16 protein-coding genes are annotated in these 22,481 nt (G+C 41.0%); 11 read left to right on the top strand and 5 right to left on the bottom strand.

From position 1 onward, the window contains the following. Positions 1-6: 6 nt before the first annotated feature. The 4 genes from AACH28_RS13765 to trmD form a co-directional block, all read right to left on the bottom strand. Positions 7-582: an aminodeoxychorismate/anthranilate synthase component II gene (locus AACH28_RS13765; RefSeq protein WP_341830751.1), complete on the bottom strand. Its 576-nt coding sequence runs from the start codon at positions 580-582 to the stop codon at positions 7-9. Then, complete coding sequence (locus AACH28_RS13760; RefSeq protein WP_075990830.1) at positions 569-862, bottom strand: chorismate mutase; 294 nt, start codon at positions 860-862, stop codon at positions 569-571. The genes AACH28_RS13765 and AACH28_RS13760 overlap by 14 nt, the downstream gene beginning before the upstream one ends. Continuing rightward, entirely contained in the window at positions 859-2,262 is a 1,404-nt protein-coding gene (locus tag AACH28_RS13755; protein WP_341830750.1) for an anthranilate synthase component I family protein, read from the bottom strand. The genes AACH28_RS13760 and AACH28_RS13755 overlap by 4 nt, the downstream gene beginning before the upstream one ends. 258 nt (positions 2,263-2,520) lie before the next feature. Then, a complete protein-coding gene (gene trmD / locus AACH28_RS13750; protein WP_070561607.1) occupies positions 2,521-3,198 on the bottom strand; it encodes a tRNA (guanosine(37)-N1)-methyltransferase TrmD in 678 nt (225 codons plus the stop codon). Positions 3,199-3,282: 84 nt separating this feature from the next. Between trmD and AACH28_RS13745 the strand changes: the two genes are divergently transcribed. From AACH28_RS13745 to AACH28_RS13695, 11 genes are all read left to right on the top strand, one after another. After that, complete coding sequence (locus AACH28_RS13745) at positions 3,283-4,914, top strand: ABC-F family ATP-binding cassette domain-containing protein (RefSeq protein ID WP_075994613.1); 1,632 nt, start codon at positions 3,283-3,285, stop codon at positions 4,912-4,914. A gap of 400 nt (positions 4,915-5,314) precedes the next feature. Next, positions 5,315-6,826 (top strand): gluconokinase, encoded by a 1,512-nt coding sequence (locus AACH28_RS13740; RefSeq protein WP_341830749.1) that lies wholly within the window; start codon positions 5,315-5,317, stop codon positions 6,824-6,826. Between the two features lie 16 nt (positions 6,827-6,842). Then, positions 6,843-8,165, top strand: a complete 1,323-nt coding sequence (locus AACH28_RS13735) for a gluconate:H+ symporter (RefSeq protein ID WP_341830748.1) — start codon at positions 6,843-6,845, stop codon at positions 8,163-8,165. Between the two features lie 180 nt (positions 8,166-8,345). Further along, positions 8,346-9,830 (top strand): TPM domain-containing protein, encoded by a 1,485-nt coding sequence (locus AACH28_RS13730; protein WP_341830747.1) that lies wholly within the window; start codon positions 8,346-8,348, stop codon positions 9,828-9,830. 163 nt (positions 9,831-9,993) lie between these two features. After that, positions 9,994-10,596 (top strand): CDP-alcohol phosphatidyltransferase family protein, encoded by a 603-nt coding sequence (locus AACH28_RS13725; protein WP_075990835.1) that lies wholly within the window; start codon positions 9,994-9,996, stop codon positions 10,594-10,596. Continuing rightward, on the top strand, positions 10,589-11,419 hold the full coding sequence (locus tag AACH28_RS13720) for a phosphatidate cytidylyltransferase (protein WP_341830746.1): 831 nt from the start codon (positions 10,589-10,591) through the stop codon (positions 11,417-11,419). The genes AACH28_RS13725 and AACH28_RS13720 overlap by 8 nt, the downstream gene beginning before the upstream one ends. Before the next feature lie 50 nt (positions 11,420-11,469). Then, positions 11,470-12,498, top strand: a complete 1,029-nt coding sequence (locus AACH28_RS13715) for a patatin-like phospholipase family protein (protein WP_341830745.1) — start codon at positions 11,470-11,472, stop codon at positions 12,496-12,498. Further along, on the top strand, positions 12,495-13,250 hold the full coding sequence (locus AACH28_RS13710; protein WP_341830744.1) for an SDR family NAD(P)-dependent oxidoreductase: 756 nt from the start codon (positions 12,495-12,497) through the stop codon (positions 13,248-13,250). Before AACH28_RS13715 ends, AACH28_RS13710 begins: the two co-directional genes overlap by 4 nt. After that, the gene (locus AACH28_RS13705; RefSeq protein ID WP_341830743.1) at positions 13,232-14,668 is read left to right on the top strand and encodes a phosphatase PAP2 family protein; all 1,437 of its coding nucleotides are present in this window, start codon (positions 13,232-13,234) and stop codon (positions 14,666-14,668) included. The genes AACH28_RS13710 and AACH28_RS13705 overlap by 19 nt, the downstream gene beginning before the upstream one ends. Positions 14,669-14,731: 63 nt before the next feature. Further along, a complete protein-coding gene (locus AACH28_RS13700) occupies positions 14,732-16,438 on the top strand; it encodes a bifunctional alpha/beta hydrolase/class I SAM-dependent methyltransferase (protein WP_341830742.1) in 1,707 nt (568 codons plus the stop codon). A gap of 174 nt (positions 16,439-16,612) precedes the next feature. Further along, entirely contained in the window at positions 16,613-17,074 is a 462-nt protein-coding gene (locus AACH28_RS13695) for a hypothetical protein (RefSeq protein ID WP_341830741.1), read from the top strand. Between the two features lie 467 nt (positions 17,075-17,541). Here the strand turns inward: AACH28_RS13695 and AACH28_RS13690 are convergent, their stop codons facing one another. Next, positions 17,542-22,386 carry a DNA repair ATPase gene (locus tag AACH28_RS13690; RefSeq protein ID WP_341830740.1) on the bottom strand — a complete coding sequence of 1,615 codons (4,845 nt, stop codon included), beginning with the start codon at positions 22,384-22,386 and terminating at the stop codon, positions 17,542-17,544. Positions 22,387-22,481: the final 95 nt, after the last annotated feature.

Raw genomic sequence — 22,481 nt, 5'->3', positions numbered from 1 at the left:
TAGCTGTTAGATTCCCAACCAGTTTTCAATTAATTTTTTACCATTTGTGGTCAATACCGACTCTGGGTGGAACTGCACTCCCCTTACATCGTATTCGGTATGGGTTAAGGCCATAATGATGCCATTCTCGTCGATCGCCGTTACCTTGAGGCTAGCTGGTAGGGTGTCTTTGTTTACAGCCCAAGAATGGTAGCGTCCAATTTTGGAATCTTTTGGGAAATCCCGAAACAGTTTCTCTGACTCATCAACAACAGTAATATTTGTTGCTACGCCATGCAAAGGTTTTTCCATATTGAATAGTGTACCACCAAAGACTTCTGCAATAGCCTGTTGGCCTAAGCAAATACCCAATATACTTTTATGTGGAGCGTAGGTACGGATAACATCAAGTAATAATCCAGCTTCTTCTGGAATACCTGGGCCCGGCGAAAGAAGTATTTTATCGAAAGCATCAATATCTTCCAGTTTAAATTTATCATTTCTCCATACAACATACTCTTGATCTAATTCCTGTAACAAATGGACCAAGTTGTAGGTGAACGAATCGTAGTTGTCTATAACGACTATTTTATTGTTGCTCATAACCTTTTGCTATAAAATCTTGATTAATATAATTTTCAATTTCCTGGAATATAGACTGAATAAATTCGATTGGCAAATGAAATCTTTTTGCCAGTAGGACATAATTACTGTCCAGGTTCCGAATGATATTCTGCTCTTCGTTTTGCTCATCCTCGAAGGACTTGCCTTTGCCGATATAGGTTTTTCGTAATGCCAATAGCTCAACGATGCGGTTGTCAATGGTGTCTACCGAATCATGGATATGTTGCTTGTTGACACAGTATTCCAATGGTCTGATCATAATGTTTCTGCTAATTGTAATGCTTTTCGTAGCGCAGCAATTTTGTTATTTACTTCTTGTAGCTCCATTTCGGGGTCTGAATCTAGTACGATACCGCCACCGGCCTGATAATGTAAGGTGTTTTGCTTACTTAGGAAGGACCGGATCATAATGGCATGATTAAAGTCTCCGTTAAAACCCATGAATCCAATTGCACCCGAATAAAATGAGCGTTGTAATCCTTCATAACGATCAATCAATGTCAACGCCATATGTTTTGGAGCACCTGAAAGCGTACCCGCAGGATATGTATCACCTACGATGTCAAATGGGTTGATATTATCTTTTAATGTGCCCGTTACTTTGGAGACCAAGTGGATAATATGCGAGTAATATTGTGGTTCCATGTAGGACTCAACTTTAACTTGGGTGCAATGTCTACTTAAGTCATTGCGGGCAAGATCGACGAGCATAACATGTTCGGAAGTTTCTTTAGGGTCTTCTTTGAGCTTGGTGGCTATTTTTTGATCTTCCTCCATGTTGCCTGTCCGTTTGAATGTTCCTGCAATAGGGAAAATCGTCGCTTGTTTCCCGTGGATACGCAGTTGAGCCTCAGGCGATGATCCGAAAAGTTTAAAGTCACCAAAATCAAAATAGAAAAGATAGGGCGAAGGGTTGATGGAGCGGAGCGCACGATAGACATTGAATTCATCCCCGGAGAACGGTGTCTTAAAGCCTCTGGATGGAACGATCTGGAATACATCACCACGTTGGATATGCTCTTTCATCTTCTTAACCAACTGACGGTGTTCTTCGTCGGTACGATTGGAGCTTTCCTCGCCAGCTAGTTTGAAGGTATATTCAGGGAAGTTTTTGTTCTGAATAAGGAACTGCATTCTTTCAAGTTCTGATTCTTCGTCATCCAGCAGATGTTCAAAAATATAGAGTTGATTACGGAAGTGGTCGATGGCAATGACATATTTGTAAACATGATATTGCATAAACGGTATTTTCCGTGCCGGATCTACCGTTGTTGTTAGTTTGATGTCCTCAAAGTGTTCAATACAATCGAAGGTGAAGTAACCAAATAGGCCATTGGAGATCAAGTTAAGTTCAGCAATTGTATGATCTTCGAAGGAATTTCTAAAATCGGAAACTTCTTGACGTAATTCGATTTCGTGCGCATTTTTTACGATACGTTCTCTACCCGGATAAGTGAGCGTCAGCTCTTTCTCATCGAGCTGGATTCCGGCAATTGGTTGACAACAGATGTAACTTATGTTGTTGTCGCGACTATGGTAGTCGGAGCTTTCCAGTAACAATGAGTTTGGAAAGATATCTCTTAGGCGAAGATAGATGCTCACTGGTGTAGTTGTATCCGCGAGCAACTTTCTGGTTTTTGTTTTGAATGTATACTTCATTTTTTGTGTCTTATCTTCTTGTTGTAAACTATGCATAAAAAAACCCCGATACTGGTCAGCATCGGGGTTGGAATTTCCATAAATGGTTTTGGTTGATTATGAAATATTATGACAATACCAATTAGTTCCCGATGCTTATTGCTTCAGGCCACCACCAATTTGTATTTGTATATCTTCGTGTCATTATTACACAAATTTATAAAAAAAAATAAATAAGCAAACTTTTTGTGACAAAAAAACAAAAATTCACCTTATTTCTTAATCATTTAATAAATCAGGACGTCTTTCTTGTGTTCTTTTTAACTGTTGTTCATCTTTCCATGCAGCGATTTTTGCCTCATGACCACTAAGGAGAATATCAGGCACTTTGTGGCCTTTCCAGTCTGCAGGGCGTGTATAGATAGGTGCATCAAGTAATCCATCCTGAAAAGAATCTGAAAGCGCGGATGTTTCATCCGACAAAACTCCGGGAATCAGACGGATCACAGCATCTGTAACAATCGCCGCTGGAAGTTCACCTCCAGACAATACATAATCACCTACAGAAATCTCCTTTGTTACATAAATATCACGGATACGTTGATCTATTCCCTTGTAATGCCCACAGAGAATCATCATATTTCCTTTTGTCGATAATCCGTTCGCAATATCCTGATTGAATGTTTCACCATCGGGAGTCATGTAAATGATCTCATCGTATTCCCGTTCAGACTGCAATTCCTCAATACACTTGGCAAAGGGTTCTATTTGAAGGACCATGCCCGATCCGCCCCCGTACGGATAATCATCGACACTTTTGTGTTTATTTGTTGAATAGTCTCTTAAATTATGGACATATATTTCAGCCAAGCCTTTGTTCTTTGCTCGTTGCAAAATAGAGTGTGCAAATGGACTTTCCAAGAGGTCAGGTAAGACCGTAATAATATCAAAACGCATGGGGCAAAGATACACAAAAATGCACCATTGTCTATTTATAAGATTGATTCGCTTATCTTTGTGCCAAAATTAAGTGTATATACAGTGATTGACGTAAATAATATTTCTGTTTCCTTTGGGGGAACAACTCTTTTTTCAGATGTATCTTTCTCCATCAATGAGAATGATAAGATCGCATTGATGGGTAAAAATGGTGCCGGTAAATCCACCTTACTGAAAATTATCGCTGGAGTGGGTAAACCTACTACAGGTAATGTTGCTGGTCCGAAAGATGCCATTATAGCCTATTTACCGCAACATTTGTTAACAGAGGATAACGTGACTGTTTTTGAAGAAACATCAAAGGCTTTCGAAGAAGTCTATGGTATGCGTGATGAGTTGGAAAACCTGAATGAGCAATTAAATATCCGAACAGACTATGAGTCTGACGATTATATGCAATTGATCGAACGCGTATCCGAATTAAGTGAAAAGTTCTATTCGATTGAGGAAGTTAACTATGATGCAGAGGTTGAAAAGGTCCTGAAGGGGCTCGGTTTTGAGCGTTCGGATTTTACAAGACAGACTTCTGAGTTTTCCGGTGGTTGGCGGATGCGTATCGAATTAGCTAAAATATTATTGAAAAAGCCGGATTTGATTCTATTGGATGAGCCAACCAACCACATGGATATCGAGAGTATCCAATGGCTGGAAGATTTCTTGGTCAATTCGGCTAAAGCAGTTATCGTTATTTCGCACGACAGAGCATTTGTCGACAATATCACCAATCGGACCATCGAGGTGACGATGGGAAGGATTTATGATTATCGTGCCAAGTATAGTCATTACTTGGAATTACGTCAGGAGCGTCGCCAGCATCAGCTAAAAGCGTACGAAGAGCAGCAACGCTTTATTGCGGACAATCAGGAGTTTATCGATCGTTTCAGAGGTACCTATTCTAAAACATTGCAGGTGCAATCGCGTGTAAAGATGTTGGAGAAATTGGAAATCATTGAGATCGACGAGGTAGATACTTCCGCACTGCGTCTTAAATTCCCACCATCCCCGCGCTCAGGTCAATATCCTGTTATCGTTGAGGATCTAACCAAGGTTTATGATGAACACGTCGTATTTCAAAAAGCAAATATGGTCATCGAACGTGGTGAAAAGGTCGCTTTTGTCGGGAAAAACGGTGAGGGTAAATCGACCATGATCAAAGCAATTATGGGGGAAATCGATTTCGAAGGCACGCTGAAAGTAGGGCACAATGCAAAAATTGGTTACTTTGCACAAAATCAGGCCGCATTGCTTGATGGAGAGATGACCGTTTTTGATACCATTGATCAAATTGCTGTAGGTGAAGTGCGTGTTAAAATGAAAGATCTTTTAGGAGCCTTTATGTTTAGTGGTGATGATACAACTAAAAAGGTGAAAGTGCTGTCCGGAGGAGAAAGAACACGTCTGGCAATGATAAAATTGTTGTTGGAACCGGTAAATGTATTGATTCTCGATGAGCCGACAAACCATTTGGACATGAAGACAAAGGACATTATCAAAGATGCTTTGAAAGATTTCGATGGTACGCTGATCCTTGTTTCACACGACCGTGACTTTTTGGATGGTTTGGCAGAGAAAGTCTTTGAATTCGGAAATAAACGCGTACGGGAGCATTTTGAAGATATTAAAGGTTTCTTGGAATACAAGAAGATGAGTAGCTTAAAGGATATTGAACGTTAGCATCTAAATAAACGTAGTATAAAACCCGATAGGGGCTCAGTTATAAAAAGCGGCTTTTTGATATAAAAGCCGCTTTTTCGCGTTTTAAATTAAGATGAATTGAATCTTCAAGCTTTTTTCCCTTAATCCCAAAGCGTGTGACAGATACTTTCCCGATCAATACCACTACGCCGAGTCCAACTATTCCAAAATCTTAGTTATTCTTTTTATCTATGCTTATCGTTTAATACCGTTTTTCTAAGTTGATATTTACCGTTTATGTTGATACTATGAAAGACAATTATCAGCAGATCGGTATGTGGCGCTTCTCTCGCTCGAATTACTTCGCTGGTATTGAGCCTTTAGTTGTAAACTAACAGATAATCCGTATATTGAGTTCTCCTAAACATCAATTTTATTTATGATCATTGGATTAGACATTGGGACATCATCTGCGAAAGCTGTTGCATTTGACTACGAAGGTAACATCTTGTCCCAGCATAGTATATCTTATCCTATATTAAACCCGTCGGAAGGCTGGTACGAGCAAGATCCGGAGATTGTTTATGCAGCATGTATTGAGTCTATTCGGTATGTAATGATTAGCTTAAGGCAATCTCGTACTGAGATACCGAAACCCGTATGTATTTCGGTGAGCAGTGCTATGCACGGACTGATCGCTGTTGACTCGGCGGGACAGCCACTTAGCAACTGCATTATATGGGCAGATCGAAGAAGTGAGCATATTGCGGTTGCCTTGGAGGCAAGTGAGGTAGGCAGGCTGCTTTATCAGCAGACGGGTACACCAATACATCCCATGTCTTTGCTTTGCAAATTAATGTGGATAAAGTCCAAAGATCAAAAATTATTTGCGCAGTCGCACAAGTTTATCGGTATCAAAGAATTTCTTTTTTACCGGCTCTTTGGAGTTTACGTGGTCGATCATTCCATTGCATCTGCAACAGGGCTTTTCGACATACATCACCTAAGATGGTCTGATCAGGCGTTAAGCTTGGCGGGCATATCGGAAGAACAGCTAGCATCTCCAGTTCCGGTCGATTATATTTTAAATATGCCTAGCCCAAAAATTGCGGCCTTGATGCAGATCGCTGAAGATACCCCTTTTGTTATAGGTGGTAGCGATGGTTGTTTGGCTAATCTCGGGGTAGGGGCTGTAAGTCCCGGAGTGGCTTCGGTAACAATCGGTACCAGTGGGGCTATTCGCGTAGCAAGTTCGCAGGCAAATCAAGAGAAAAAACAAAGACTATTTACATATCTACTGAGACCAAATGAATATATAATTGGTGGTGCGGTTAACAATGGCGGTGTATTACGCAACTGGTTTCGAGACAACTTTTTGTGCGAAATTACCCAAATGGAAGCAGATGGAGATCCTTCTGCGTCGTTAAATGCTTTGGTCGACTCCGTCGTTCCCGGGGCGGAAGGCTTGATATTCTTGCCCTATCTAACTGGTGAACGGGCACCACATTGGAATTCCAATGCAAAAGGCGTTTATTTTGGAATACAGTTGCATCACGGCAGGGCGCACTTTGCACGTGCCATGATGGAAGGGATGTTGTTTGCAATTTACAGTGTAGGACTCGCATTAGAGGAGAACACCGGTCCCATTCATACGATCTTTGCAAGCGGCGGCTTAGCGCGTTCATCGTTGTTGGTGCAGATGCTTGCAGACATCTTCAATAAACCTGTATTTACCAAAAATACAGTAGAAAGTTCTGCATGGGGAGCAGCATTGATAGGCTTGGAAGCCTTGGGCATACATGGAGGTGGTCCTACTATAAAAAACAAACAAACGGAAGGAAAGCAAGATACCGAGAACTGTTATAAACCGAGTGTGGAGAATCACGCTGTATATATTAGAAACTTCCAAAAATTTGAACGCCTGTACCATTTATTGGAAGATGAGTTTTAACTAGATATAAATTATTATGCCTCTAATCATCGTTATTTTGGGAGTAGCTTTACTACTTCTTTTAGTCACTGTCGTTAGGTTAAACACGATCTTTTCATTACTGATAACCTCTGTTGCGGTCGGTTTTGCGATGAATATGAGTGCCGTCGATATCCTTAAATCTGTTGAAACTGGAGTGAGTACAACTATGGGCCAGTTGGCACTATTGTTGGCTTTCGGGTCTCTACTGGGGAAATTGATGGCGGAGGGTGGTGCTGCAGAAAAGATTACAACGGTGCTAACTGCTGTATTTGGCAAAAAGAACTTACCTTGGGCAATGGTTCTCACGGGCTTTTTAGTAGGAATTCCCTTATTCTACAATGTCGGTTTTATCGTCTTAGTACCATTCGTTTTCATGGTATGTGCTTCCAATAAAATGCCCTTGCTTTACGTCGCTATTCCGTTGCTGGCAGCGCTGTCCGTGACACACGGTTATTTGCCTCCACATCCGGGAGCTACGGCCATAGCGCTTACCTACAAAGCGGATATAGGTTTAACAATGGCGTACGGCATTGTTGTGGCAATTCCTGCCATAATTATCGGTGGACCGCTCTTTGGCAGGATGCTTAAGCGCATTCCGACCAACCCACCCACGGAGTTTTTTCCTGAACACAATCAAGCAGATCGAAAAGAGCTTCCCGGATTTGCAATTAGTATATTTACGGGGCTTTTTCCAATAATTTTAATTGCTTTTGGTTCATTTTCCCATCTAATATTTCCAGAAGGCTCCTCTTGGCTGAAGGCACTACGTTTCTTGGGTGACCCGGTGGTGGCTTTAATGATTGCATCGCTAATGGCGATGTACACAATGGGTATCCGCCAAGGCAAAAGTTTGCGGGAGCAGTCAGCAAGTGTGGAAGAAGCAATCCGCGGGATAATGATGATCCTTTTTATCATTGCAGCATCAGGCGCTTTCAAGCAAATTTTGGTAGATAGTGGTGTAGCGAATTACATCGCTGACCTAACCGCAGACCTGAGCTTGTCGCCTCTTGTGCTTGCATGGTTAATAGCCGGTATCATTCGCCTAGTTATCGGTTCGGCTAGTGTTGCTGGGCTCACGGCAGCGGGCATTATGCTTCCCATTGTGCAGGGAGGAGAGGTTACTCCTGAATTAATGGTGCTAGCGACGGGAGCGGGTAGTCTCATGTTCTCACACGTCAACGATCCGGGGTTTTGGATGTTTAAATCTTATTTTGGAGTGAGCATGAAGGATACGTTTCGCTCATGGACGGTGATGGAAACGCTCGTTTCTGTTATTGGGTTGATCGGTGTCTTGATTTTACACTGGCTTGGTCATTGACAGCGAATGGGAAAGTTTCATATTGCTAGGATACATTAATAGGACAGAGCGTCTTAAACGAATATTGAATTATATAGGCCCATAATCGGTTGATTATGGGCTTTTTTTTGATGAAAACCTTTGTTTGGTTTTTTTTTCTTAATATCGTGACAATGAGCCAAATTTTGTTGTTCTAAAACTATGCAGAGATTACATCGTTTTTATATTTTTTTATTGATTTGGGTAGGAAGCTGCCTCCCCGGGCTGTCAGCTTTCGGGCAAATTATCGCCTATACCGTCGACAATTTGCCAAGCCCCAAATTACAGGGACAGGATTATTTTGTCTCCAATCCTGATTGGATTCTATCCTCGGGTACAGTGGCCGAATTAGATGGCTTATCGACGCAGATTGAGGCTGCTACAAAAGGTGAATTTGCAATCGTTGTTGTGAATGATTATGTTGGCGACAGTGATTTCGAATTTGCCTTAAAATTATTCAATACCTGGGGTATCGGTAAGAAGGAAAGTAACAATGGGCTTTTGTTGTTTATTGCTAAAGACCGACATGAATACCGTTTTATTACAGGGTATGGTATGGAAAGTATTTTGCCCGATGCCTATTTAAAACGTATTGGCGAAAAATATCTCGTACCCAATTTTAGGAATGAAGATTACGACCGCGGTGTTAAGGAGGCCGCAGAATTTATTAAGACAATACTTACCTCACCGGATAGTAAGGCCGAGCTGGAACGCTTGATGCCAGAGGCAACGCCGGTCTGGAGCTTTAAAAGTCCTATTCTGCGAAATTCACTGTTGGTTTTAGGTTTATTTGCGATCTGTTATATCTGGTTGGGCGAGGTGACGCGAGCGATCAAAGGAAAGTTGACCAAAAAAAGTAAATATTTTCCGCCTTTAGTCAGTGGATGTGGCTGTATGGGGATATTAATGTTTATCTCGGTGTTTATCTGTGCATTTGCCCTCAATAATTTTGAGAAGGTCTATCAGTGGAAAAATCTACCTTATTTTATAGTTGTTTTTGGTAGTATTACCCTGGCGATGAAATACAATGCAAGCCGCACGCAAATTGTTAATTCCTATCAGGATGAGGAAAATATTCAAAAGGCCCTACGTAAATTTCGCGTCTGGGGTTTGGTTCCGCTATTACTGAGTCCATTGGCACTATTTGATCTCATTGGATTAAACAAGCGCATTCGGAAGAATCAACTTCGATTGATGCCGCCAGATCAATCTGGTCGCTGGTTGCGCATGAATAAGGATGATGTATCTACCCGTGAAAGTGCGTACCTGGATAAGGGGCAGCTTTTGGAGGAAAAAATCGGTAGCCGTTCGTACGAAATCTGGATAGATCAGGCGAACAATGAAACAAAGCTGGTTCCCTGGGATGAGAATGTTGGGTTCAGTGAATGTCCTGCATGTCATTATAGAACTTTTGAGAAAGGGCGTACCAAGACGATACGTGCAGCAACTTATAGTTCGCAGGGATTGGAGGAACGCTTTGACTTATGTAAGAATTGTGGACATCGGGTATCTCATGGTGAACACTCGATTCCAGTTAAAGTGCGCTCAACATCGAGTAGCTCTGGCGGAGGATCTAGTAGTAGTGGTGGCGGAGGAAGCTTTGGTGGCGGATCTTCTGGTGGGGGTGGTGCCGGTGGAAGATGGTAATCGGTAATTTAGGGCAAAAAAAAAGGTTTCCAAACGGGGAGAATGAAAACCTTAAATAACCAATTATAAACCTAAATTATGATGACACAAATATAGTGTATATATTACACTATGCAAATTTTTAAAAAAAAAAAATGAAAAAATAAATTACAGCTAGCGCGAGATGATTTCTGTTTATAAATTAAAACCAAAATTTCAGCAGTTGCTGATGCCGATCTTGAACTTTTTACATCGAAAAAAGGTAACGGCAAACCAGATCACGATCGGATCTATTGTATTGTCTTTGATCATTGCTTTACTGTTTTGGTATGCTGATCGTTTCCCGATTTTCTTTTTGGCCCTGCCAATCGGATTGTTATTACGAATGGCTTTGAATGCCTTGGATGGCATGATGGCACGACTTTTTAATCAGACTAGCAAGACGGGCGAAGTCTTGAACGAAGTGGGAGATATTGTTTCGGATGTCGTGCTATTTTTTCCTTTGCTGAAGTTTCATCCGGAAAGCATATATCTGATCGTCGCTTTTATCGTATTAAGTGTTGTGAATGAATTTTGTGGATTGATCGGGAAGGTGATTGCCAATGATCGTCGTTACGATGGGCCGATGGGTAAAAGTGATCGTGCTTTGCTGTTGGGGGTATATGGAATTTTAGCATTATTGCATATTTCAATGGTTACTGTTTCAGGTTATATTTTTGGTGTTTTATGCTTACTCTTACTTTTGAGTTCGGTAACTCGATTGAGAAAGGCTTTGGCACATGGCTGATGCCAACGGCAAATTCGCAGATGTTCCTGTTCGAGTTAGAAGCTGGGGGTATATTGTCTTGGTACTGGCGGTTGCCTTCGTTCCAGCGACACTATCACCCTTGTTTGTGGCCTGGATAACCTTTCAAGGGATGCGCGAGTTTGCTCGTATGTTTATTCCTGAATGTAAGACGCATCCATTGGTGTTTCTTTGCATGGCATTGTTGCAAGTGTTGCTCCTATACTTTTGTTCCTATCGAGCATATCTATTGTTGGCTAGCTTCTTGTGTTTGGGGACTGCTTTGTTTTTCAAGTATGGTTTAAAGGTTAAGAAGATAGCTGTATTCGGGCTGTTTTTGGGCACGGTAGCTTGTTTGCTTGCATTTAGTCATTTAGCTTTTATCCGATCCATTAAAATGGATGGCAACACGTTCCTAGGACTAAAATTAATCGGATATATTGTTGTGCTAACGGAACTGAATGATGTCTTTCAATACCTGATGGGTAAGTTTTTTGGCAAACGTAAAATCGTTCCGCGTATTAGTCCAAATAAGACAATTGCGGGATGTGTGGGCGGTATCAGCTTAACAATTATACTGAGTAATTTATTGGGCTATTTCTTACTGCCATTTCAGAATTTTCTATACTTTTCGTTGTTCGGTTTGTTTTTCGGTATTTTGGGATTCTGGGGAGATGTCCTTTTTTCCTATCTGAAAAGAAAGACAGGAGTGAAAGATACTGGGGCATTAATTCCTGGGCATGGTGGATTATTGGATCGTATCGATAGTCTGATCTTCAATGCGCCCCTGTTTTATGCTTTGATTATCCTGTTGTTGGGGAATTAATAGGATTTGATGAATGTGGTAGTGAGAAGGCTAACTAAAATTTCAATCTGATGGCTTATCAACGTGCTGTTTTATTTTCGGGGGGTGGAACTCGGTTCAGTCTATATCTTGGTATGTACGCTGCGCTGGATGAGCTGGGCTTAAAGCCAGATCTGCTTATCGCGAGCTGCGGTGGTTCAATGGCAGTGGCTGTTATACAGGCCTTTGCTACACATGAAGCTCGCAAGTCCTATCTGCAATCAGACGAGTTTTATCAGTTTTTCCTGCATCATCGGCTTACAGAACAGCGTCGTTTGGGGAGGCTGGGCGTGTATGTTTTGAAAAAACAGTTTAATAAGAAACGGGCACCCTTTATTGAAGACGTTTTTAATCGCTATCTCGTCCATATGGAACAGGATCTTTCCTTACTATTGCCTACATTGGATAGACCATTTTCAACAGCAATTCCAGCACTTGTGGTCGGCGCTAAAGTGCTGTTCAGTCCGTCTGAAGTTGGGCAGCGGCGTGGGGACCGAAAACTCTATCAAAAGATATTGATGGGAACTCAGGATGTATTGGCAAACGTGCCCGTTGAGGCAATAGGAATTTCGGCTAGTAATTACGAGCATAGTGCAGTGGCTAAAGCGGTTCATTTGAGTGCTGAGTTTTCTATGCTACAGGCGGCCCGTATTTCGATGTCCGATATGTTTTATATTGAACCTGTATGCTCCAATAAAACCTATTATACGGGTGGAGCAATTGATCTTGTACCAATGGAGCTAGCAAAGTCGCTTGCTCAAAACATCATATGTGAGCGAAAACAACCTTATAAACCGCAAGAAGAAGCGTTGGTTCGGGCAGTATTAGGCTTTAGCGGAAATAAACGATTAACAGATTTGGAACAGCAGTTTCCGTATGCACATTGGATTGATACACAGGATGCCGCGGAACAATTAGCTGGGAAATACTGTAAAAAAGGAATTGATTGGTCTAAATTTGAAGTTACGCTGTCTTTCCCGATTGATCAACAAGAATTTGCGGAAGCGATGGAAGCGCAATGGAACTATGGTTATGAGGCGACATTAAATTCATTGAAATGAAAGTATTTATTGCCGGTGGTACAAGTGGAATAGGCCTTGCTTTGGCCAAGCGTTATCTTGATCAAGGAGCAGAGGTAGCGGTATGTGGGCGCGATCTGACGAAAATGTCAGCATATTCCTGGGGACATAGCATCAGAAGTTTTGAAGTCGATGTATGTCAATTGAGCAGCCTGCAAAATGCAGTCAGTTCATTTTGTGCGCATATGCCTTTAGACCTCTTTATCAATTGTACAGGGAGTTACGCGGATGACGTTGCTCAACAAATAAGCTATCAGGAGGCGGTGGCTATGCTCCAGGTCAATATGGTGGGCACTTTAAATTGTTTTGAAGCGGCAAGAACTGCTATGCAAGGTCAGTCGGAAGGACAAATTGCAATCGTTGCATCAGTTTCGGGAACGCTCCATTTTCCCAATTCAAGCCTATATAGTAAGACAAAGCGTGCTGCAATCCAAGTGGCTGATGCGTATCGTAGGGCACTCTATCCATATGGAATTGCGGTTACTGTTATTGCTCCGGGCTATGTTGATACAGATAAACTGAGAGCCCTCAATAAGCAAGATTTGTCTAAAAAGCCGTTCTTAATCCCTGTAGACAATGCAGCACAGCGTATAATGACAGCTATCAAACAGAAGAAGAAGCAAGTCGTTTTTCCGAAGCGTATGAAGTGGCTGATGGCATCTCTGGGACTGCTTCCAAATATAGTGTTGAATAAAATTATGTCAAGGAAGGCCAAATGGATGAAAAACGACTGAAAAATAGGGGGCTGCAATTTGCTGTTTTCCTTTATTGTACGCTATTTTTCCAGTTGACTTATTCTGCTGCTGCGGTCTATGCTGCAAATCAGGCTACTGTATCTTCGTTTACGTTTCCTTTTGAACACTTTATGCCGTTCGTTTCTTGGATGATTATCCCCTACATGAGTAGCGGTCTGTTCTTCGCTTTGGTTCCTTTCTGTTGTCGAAGTCGAGAAGAGCTTTGGGTCTATACGAAGCGTTTCAGTTTCATTACCATCGTCTCTATTTGTTGTTTTTTTATTTTTCCCTTGCGATTTTCTTTTGATAGGCCTAGCGTTGAGCATCCTGTTTTTAAATTCTTCTTCACCTTTTTAAGTAAGCATGACTCTCCATTTAATCAAGCACCTTCGCTGCATGTGGCGTATGCATGTCTGTTTTGGTCTGTGCTCGGTAGGCAGCTAAAAGGCTGGACACACTGGGTAGTGGGGATTTGGTTGCTATTCATGGGGATTGCTACACTCACTGTTTATCAGCACCATCTGGTGGATGTGTTGACCGCGTTGATTCTGGCTCATGTTGGATTTGTCCTATTCCCATCTCCATCGGGATTGCTTCATGACAGCGCATCATCTACACTAAAGGCGGCGGGGTTGCCCTTTTTGCCCGGAACCGAAAAGATGAAATTAGACGAAAAGACGAAATTAGACTTGGAGGCCGAGGTTTGTCGTAGAAACCAGGGAATTGGCAACGTTTACTACGCCATCGGCTGGTGTTTACTTTTACTGGCATTGTGGGGCGGGACTCATGCATTTGGATTATATCTTTTGTGTTGGCCATCCTTAGTCTGTATTGCGGTAGGAAGAAATTATGTTATCAATAATCCAACGTTTCTGAAAAATGAAAAAGGTTGGATACCCGGCTTTAAGAAATTGTTTTATAGCCCATACCAATGGATTTATTGGTTGTTGTGGCGATTCGTAAGACGTCGTAATAATCCGCCATTGCTTGAGATTTTACCGCGTTGTTATGTAGGCCCGAGGACGACAGCAGAAGATCTCCGTGTGCTTGGTCTGAATAAGCATCTGGTTGTTTTTGACCTGGCTGCAGAATTGGAAGAAATAGCGATCCTACATGTGCAGGAAAACTATCATTCATTTCCATTGTTGGATATAGCGGCAATTACGCTGGCTGATGCCGAAAGGATATTGGCTGCACTCGTCATCAGTTATCAGCAATTGAAGCGAGGTGAAAATATGATTATACATTGTACAATGGGCTACAACAGGAGTATGATTTTTGCTGTTCTATTGTCACAAAAAATATTATCTTTAGATTCAATAGATGCTATAGATTTGGTTAAATCTCATAATAAGCATTTTGTATTGCATAAACATGCACTTAAGTTGATGGAGGTGCTAGTCGAGAGAAATAGCTAGACGGTCATTTGCATGATCTTTGTTGTTAAATATACTATTTGATATTAGTCAGTAAAATTATACATGAAATCAGGTTACTTCAAGAGTTTTGATCAAGGGGAGTTATTATATCGCGTTTGGAATTATCAGGCCGGACAGCCGGCATTGATCGTGTTGCACCGTGGGCATGAGCATTCGGAACGTCTGCAGGAGATGGCTACGGATCCACAGTTTGCCGATCATTCAATCTTTGCATTTGATTTGCGCGGACATGGTTATACGAAAGAACCAGTTTCACCGATCTTTATGGATTATGTACGGGATCTAGATAGTTTCGTTCATTATATAGGCCGAGAATATTTGGTTGATTCGAAAGACATTTTCGTTATCGCCAATAGTATTGCAGGAGTTGTTGTCAGTGCCTGGGTACATGATTTTGCTCCTAAAGTCGCTGGTATTGCATTGTTGGCACCTGCATTTGAAATTAAATTATATGTGCCCTTGGCAAATCAGATGATTGCTTTGGGAACAAAGCTAAAAAAAGATCTGATTATCCAGAGTTATGTCAAATCTAAAGTGTTGACTCACGATATCGATCAGCAGAAGGCTTACGATGCCGATCCTTTGATTTCCAAATCTATCAATGGAGCTTTGTTGGTTGATCTATTAAAAGCTGGCGAGCGTATCGTTGAAGACGCTGCGGCGATTGATATTCCTGTGATTGTCCTTTCTGCTGAAAAAGATTATGTGGTCAAAAATTCGGTACAGAAAAAATTCTTTGTGACAATTGCTTCAAAGTTGAAGACCTTTATTACATTACGTAATTTCTACCATGGGGTTCTATTTGAAACAAACCGGCAGAAAGTTTACCAGTATCTGCGAAACTTTATCGACAAGGCCTATGCCCGACAAAGCCCTGAGTTGACGCTTGAACCCGATGAGTTTTCGGTGAAAGAGTATGAACAATTATACCATAAGTTACTTCCTGCGGGTGAAAAATTGAATTATGCGGTCCAAAAATGGGCATTGGGTAAAATAGGTTCCTTAAGTAAAGGAATGAATTTAGGCCTGCAGTTTGGATTTGATTCTGGGATATCGCTGGACTACGTCTATCGCAATGAATCGCAGGGTAAAAATCGCTTTGGGCGTATCCTCGACCGTGGTTATCTGGAGGCCATCGGCTGGAAAGGAATTCGCATTCGAAAACAACACTTGTTACAGTTGCTGGAAGAGCATATAACAAAAGTTAAAGCTGCTGGAAAAACCGTTAAGATATTGGACATTGCGGGTGGGACCGGAAATTACTTATTTGATATTAAAGAAAAATATCCCGAGGCCGAAATCGTGATTAATGAATTCCTGTTGTCAAATATTGCGGTAGGAGAGAAGATTATCCGTAGAAATGGATTGCAGGGAATACGATTTACCAACTACGATTGTTTTGATCCGGCTACCTATCCCAAGCTGGAATTTGAGCCTAATATTGTTATTATCTCAGGTATCTTTGAACTTTTTGGTGACAATGAAATGGCAAGTAGGGCTGTAAAAGGTGCAACTTCGATTTGTGAAGAAAGCAGTCATTTGGTTTATACTGGACAGCCATGGCATCCACAGTTAAAGATGATTGCTTACGTGTTAAACAGTCATCAGAAAAAAGACTGGGTGATGCGCCGTCGTTCGCAGAAAGAATTAGACCGTCTGATGGCCTACAATGGAGTCGTTAAGGAACGTATGCTAATCGACGACTTTGGCATATTTACAGTCTCTTCGGGGGCTGTGAAGGGCGGATAATCGTAAAAAGTATTCTTGAGTTGGTGTGCTTGAAGCAGAGTACCCTCGTGTTTAATATCTTTTCGGGAGACCGATGGGAAGCTGAAATGGAAGACGGGTGCTTTTACAATATTGCCCATTGTCGATCTAAATTTTTGGTGTTTTCGGGAAGTCCCTATCGTTTGGTAGAACCCGATGGGGGGGGCTCTGGAAAATTTTAAAGATAATTTCTGGTCTAAGTTCAATAACAGGGTTAAGATAATCGAGCATTTTTTAGAAAAATGTAACACCCTGCTTTGTGATGAAAAAATGGTTGCGGATCTTGCCCATACCCTTTTATCGTCTTGTTTAAAACAGATTTACCGTTTGGTAATCGATACTTTTTCATTAAATGTTCCGAATTTAAATCGCCCATGTAAGGAACTTGAAGAAATGGCAGCGAGAGTACTACCACAATTACGGGGGCAGATCAAGAAAGATATTGATGCTTATATAAATTGGCGTGTAGCCGATTTTGAAGATTTAAATGAAGATACATTACGTATGAAACGTCACATTCCAGATATGGTGGAACTTGAACGTTTATTGGACATTACTAAAATAGCCTTCGCGCAGAAGATGGTCGTATTATTTGGTTCTAATGAAATAGTACAATAGAGTGCAAAACAATTATGGAAACGAAATATCATACTAAATATCCTGAGAAGGGTGATCATATCATCGAATGTCAGCAAGAAGAACTAAATGTATAGCGGAATGTTAAATATAGATTTGCTGTTTTCATTATATGTTCCTCAGTTAACGTGTTACCTTCGATTTCTAAAGACGATTGAATCGATTTTATAGGTTCTTTTTTCGTAGCTCCGTACTGGGTTTATATAAATGAGCAGCATTAATTTCTCCTATTCTTTCTGAAATAGAACTAACTAATTTTAAAGTTTCACTTGTAATAATATACGGTGGTTTCATTATGATGATACTATCATTTGATACTATCAAAGATAATCATTGATCAACCTAAAAATAGCTAATGCTTAAAAAATATTTGACAGTACTCGTATCAGAAATACTGCTATTCCAGCTGAATACATAGGTAAAGTCCACTGGAATAGCAATGTTAAATATTAGTTCTTATAAGCACGAATGGCCTGTATGATACCCTCTAGGTTTTCATTAAAGTCCTGCATTTGTGCAAACACCTTATCATCTTTGGCCAAACCACCATGTTTATTGTTCTTGCGGAAGATTTGTTTGATGTGTTCCCAGCGTTCTTGTTCCACATTGTTTATCAATCCGGCGAGTTCTTTCAATTTTAGAAGATTACTTTCTGTATCGGCAGTAAGGGTTTGTGACTCGCTTTCATAATGTGCGAGGAGAACCTGATCAATCTCCTCATCGTTCATCATGGGCACGATCTGCGCAATGAGCTTGCTCATATTCCGGTAAGATCCTTGCATTTTGAACGGCGGTTCTGTTCGATAATTGTCTTGCATGGCCGCACTTTGAATATAATTTTGATTGACCTTGATGACAACATTTCTGATCTTTAATACATGTTTTAATACCGTTATAAAATCATCGATATCTTGCTTCAGGTAATTGCCTTCTAAATCGGGAAGTTGGTCTACCACTGATTGCGCGTAGTTCACTAAAGCATAAAAATCGTTGAAGGATTTGCTTGCTATTTTTTCAAGGTAGCTGTTTTCAATTGCCGCATTTTCGATCAAGCTTAGATTGAATAGTGCTTCGGTATCACCGATCACATCCCCCAGATTGTAGACGTCGGCACGGTTGGCAAGCATATCTGGAATCTGAAATTTAGACCCGCTTTCTGTATAGGGGTTTCCAGCCATTACGATGCAGAATCTTTTCCCACGCAAATCATATGTTTTACTCTCGCCTTCAAAAATACCGTCGATCTTACGTTGTCCGTCTGCCAATGAAATAAATTTCTGTAGGAATTCCGGATTCAAATGTTGGATATCATCGAGGTAGAGCATCACATTGTCGGCCATTTCGAAGGCAAGATTAATCTTCTTAAGTTCCTCACGTTCACCAGAAGTTTTCGCCTCCACAGGATCAATTGAAGTAATGGAATGCCCAATTGTAGGTCCGTTGATTTTTACAAAATGTAAACCCATGGTTTTCGCGAGATATTCCATTAATGTTGTCTTTCCGTAACCTGGAGGAGAAATGAGAAGAAGCATACCCATTCTGGCGGTACGTTTATTGTCGCCAGCTGCTCCAAGTTGTTTGGCCAGGTTATTTCCGATCAATGGAAAGTAAACTTCGTTGATCAACTTATTTCGGACAAAAGATGTTAAGACTTTTGGTTCAAATTCTCCGATTTTCAGCTCCTTGGCATATGTTTTTCCAAGCTGCTCCTTCAAAGAAGCGAATTCTTGAAAACGAGGGGCATTCCATTCTGCAAATGTCTTCAACCTACTCAGAAATTGATGGTATTGAATCTGTTCTTCTCCATTGTTCAAGATCGGATGATTTCCCTTTAATCCCTGGATGAGCGCATTGTCTTTGGCGATGATCAATTGGTATTCATCTTTTGGATAAAGAAGTGTGACTGCAGTTTCCTCAATGTACTTGTGGAAAGCCTGGTAATTACTGTTCTCGTCGATAAAAGAATTTAGCCAATTTAAAGTCAAATAGAAACGGTCTACGAGACTAAATTGTGTATGCTGAATATCTGCTTCAAAGAGTTTGAAACTCTTTTTGTTTTCCAATAACCTGATGAAAGCCTTCTTCAGTTCATCCGATTGCTCACTGACGACAAACTTGCTGTAGCTTGTGAAAGTCTGGAAAAGATAGCTCGCGATCTCCTCTCCATCAATTGTCGAGCGATCCAAATGAGTGTCCCAATTGTTGAATAATGTTGTGAGTTCGTCAACGACAGATTGATAGCGTGTGGAATTTGGAAATGCTTTTAATACCGAGTGTGTAGATTGGATCAACGCCTTTTGTTTTTCCTGTTGGTCTTGGGCCAGTGAATGCCAAAACAACTGCGCCATAGCACGCAAATGAGCATCGTAACGTAAAAGATCAAGCTTGCTGTCAAGCTGTTTTATGGTATCATAGATTACCAGGGCGTCAAAATTATGCACTCCTTTGACATAACCTTCCGAATAACTTTGCTCGACAGTCTGATTGATAAACAGGTTGGCATCAAAATCTTGCTGTCCTTTAGAAGCAAGAAATGTTTTATAGGCGAGATATTCAGCCCGGTATACGTCTTTGTTTTCGGAAATCAGTTCCTGATCCCAAATATCTCTAAAGTTTTCAATCTCGGATCCCTTGACTTTTTGATAGAAGCTCGTTCCGGTAAGATGGAAGTATATTTCGTCATTTTTGCGTACGAGCGTTAAACTGAGTGACTGACTATTGACGGCAAATTTATGCTTGCCAAGCGCAATAATGTTCTCTCCATCTACAAATAGATCATTCTTGTCACGTAAAATGCGCAATGCATCCTCTTGAGATTTTTTGAGTAGGTTTTCAAGATTTTCAGCTTTTGAAACATCACTGAGCGTTTGCAGTTCTTGTACAAGTTGTCTGATTTTGTCAATCATCAAATCTGAAGCAAAGAAACTTAGGATTTCCTCACGCGTTGCAAATGTCTTTGACTTGTTTTCGATATTCTTTAATACACGAAGGCCAATTTGTTCGAGTGAAGAGCTTCGTTTGTTGATCTGTTCAACGATTTGCTCTCTGCGGGAATTAAATGCTTTGATGATCTCATCGCGTTTATCTGCTATTTTCAGGGCGAAGTCCTCAAATTCTGAGAACTTACTTTCAAGTTCTTCCAGTTGAACAATGACCTTGGTATAATACTCGTCTACTTTTTCTGTTGTCGTAGAGAGTTCAAGGTAGTTGGTGACAGACTGCTCCAGTAGCGTAAGCTGGGCTGAAAATTCTGCAATGGCTTCCGTACTTTTTAATGAATTGAGTTTGCGTGTAAGCTGCGCACGGACTTCATTCAGGGACGAGAAAATAACAGCTATCTTTTCGATGATTTTGGTGGTTTGAGTGGAGTCGTCGATTTTTAAACTGTTTAGAATATCGATCAAGAGCTCCAGCTCACTCGATATAGCCGAATTGGCTTCCTCGATCGCCTTGGCGTCATAGACTTTGATAATTGCAGCAACATTGTTTTTCTGTTGCTCCACTTTCTGCTCATAGGGGTGTAAAGCCTCGTCGCGAAGCAAGAAGGCAATTGTCTTTTCGGCGAGTTCGGTGGTGATTGACTGTAGTTTATCGAGTAAAGCATCGATGCGGACTACATCAATATATTTGACATTTTTGAGGTCAATGATTTCGCCCTGTAAACGACGTGAATCTGCCAGTTGATGAACAAGTTGATCAAGCTTTTCGACTACTGTACTATTGATGGAAAAGGTAAGCTCTTCCATTTTTTTCTCGGCACTGCTATTGAGCTCTGTGGCGTATTTACGTTGGGCTTGGACCTTAACAAATTCGTCAATTGCCGTATTGGCGACCTCTTTGATCTGTGCCAGAGGCTGCCCAAGATTTGACAAGGCTTCATCCTTTATCCAAAAATAAGAGTCAAGCAGAACCGTCGATTTTTTGAGTATATCCTCGTAAAGACCTTCATAACTGTCTTCTTTTTTGATGAGCTGTATGACTTCTTGTGCCTCGGCCATGGCTTGTACGATCTGTTTATTACCGACCTTATAAAGCGGATCGTCTTTTTTTAGCTCATTTTCTTTGAGTACGGCCATGTAAGGGGTTTCCCAAATCTGAACCTGATGATGCCTTGTTGCTTCAGCCTCTGTGTGAAAGTAAATTAAACTACCGTCTTTGAAAAGTGTGAAGCCATTGCAGATGATCGGAGTTTCGACATGCTGCTGAATGATGTTATAAGACAGTAAGATGTAGGTATTCGTTTCCTCCTGACAAAAGATATAGAGAAAGTCTTCGCCATTTGGTGATGCTATGCGTCTAAGGAAACTAACCTGGTCAAACTGGACGTCAAAGATTTTATGGGTGCCATTCTGCAGGTAGTATCCGTTAGAAAAAATGATTCCTTGACTATCGGGTAGTAGAATGGCTGATTCATTAAGTGATTTAAGGTTCACAACTTCTTTTGTCCGTTGGTTAAAGACAAATGCTCGGAAATCTTCTTGATACGGTTTAATGCGAACGGCAATCAAATTGCCAAGGTCTGCATAGTAGTAATCCGCATCATCCAGTTGTTGGTCGGCGTTTGACACTTTTTCGGAGAAGATCCCTTTCCCCGTATCGGTATTGTTTTCAATTTTGAAAGTAATATCGCCATTGATTGCTTCTATAAAGATCTTGTCCTTAATGGAAATGTGCGGGTGTTTTCCGAGGCGACGGTCTTCTAAGGTTGTTTTCGTCCAATCAAACTCAAACTGATTAGGCAATTTAACCTCATGAATGCTGCGGTCGTCCTGATATTGGAGCGTTCCGTCTTTAATCAACCACTTGAATGCCTTCAGGTCAGCAGGATTTTTGCTGGTCTGAAAGATCATATAAAGATAGTTTTCCGTACGTCGAAACTTGGAAAAGATCGAGTCGCGATAGTATTTATATAAATTTTGGTAATCGCCAATGAAATTAGGATCATTGATCAGATCGAGTGATTGTGGGATAAATTGATTGTTTTCGAACGTATATACACTGAAAACATCTTCGAGTTTAATTTCGGTACGTAGCCCAAAATGGACGTTATAACCGAATATACATAGATTGTCCAGGGCTAAAATACCGCGAGCAACACAATTATTTTCTGTGGTGATCCGTTGATTGGCCTTGAGTATAAAACTTGTTGCATTAAAGACTTCCTTGCGGGCATTATTTAGTTGCTGGAGTTTGATAGATAGCTCTTCTTTTTGTGTAAGAAGCCGCTTCCGAATAATCTCGTATGCACCTTGATCAAGGGAGTCGTTCTGATTTATTACGTTTTCTTCTGGCATAAAACTGAGCTTTATCGACTTTGTATATGTGGTAGAATCATTATTTATTACCTGCAGTGATTATGAACATTATCTGCAGGTAATAATGGGTATTA

This window comes from Sphingobacterium thalpophilum, from assembly GCF_038396785.1.
In the GTDB taxonomy this organism is placed as follows: domain Bacteria; phylum Bacteroidota; class Bacteroidia; order Sphingobacteriales; family Sphingobacteriaceae; genus Sphingobacterium; species Sphingobacterium thalpophilum_A.
The sequence above is the reverse complement of the archived record's forward strand: the minus strand, read 5'-3'. Positions and strand labels throughout refer to the sequence as shown.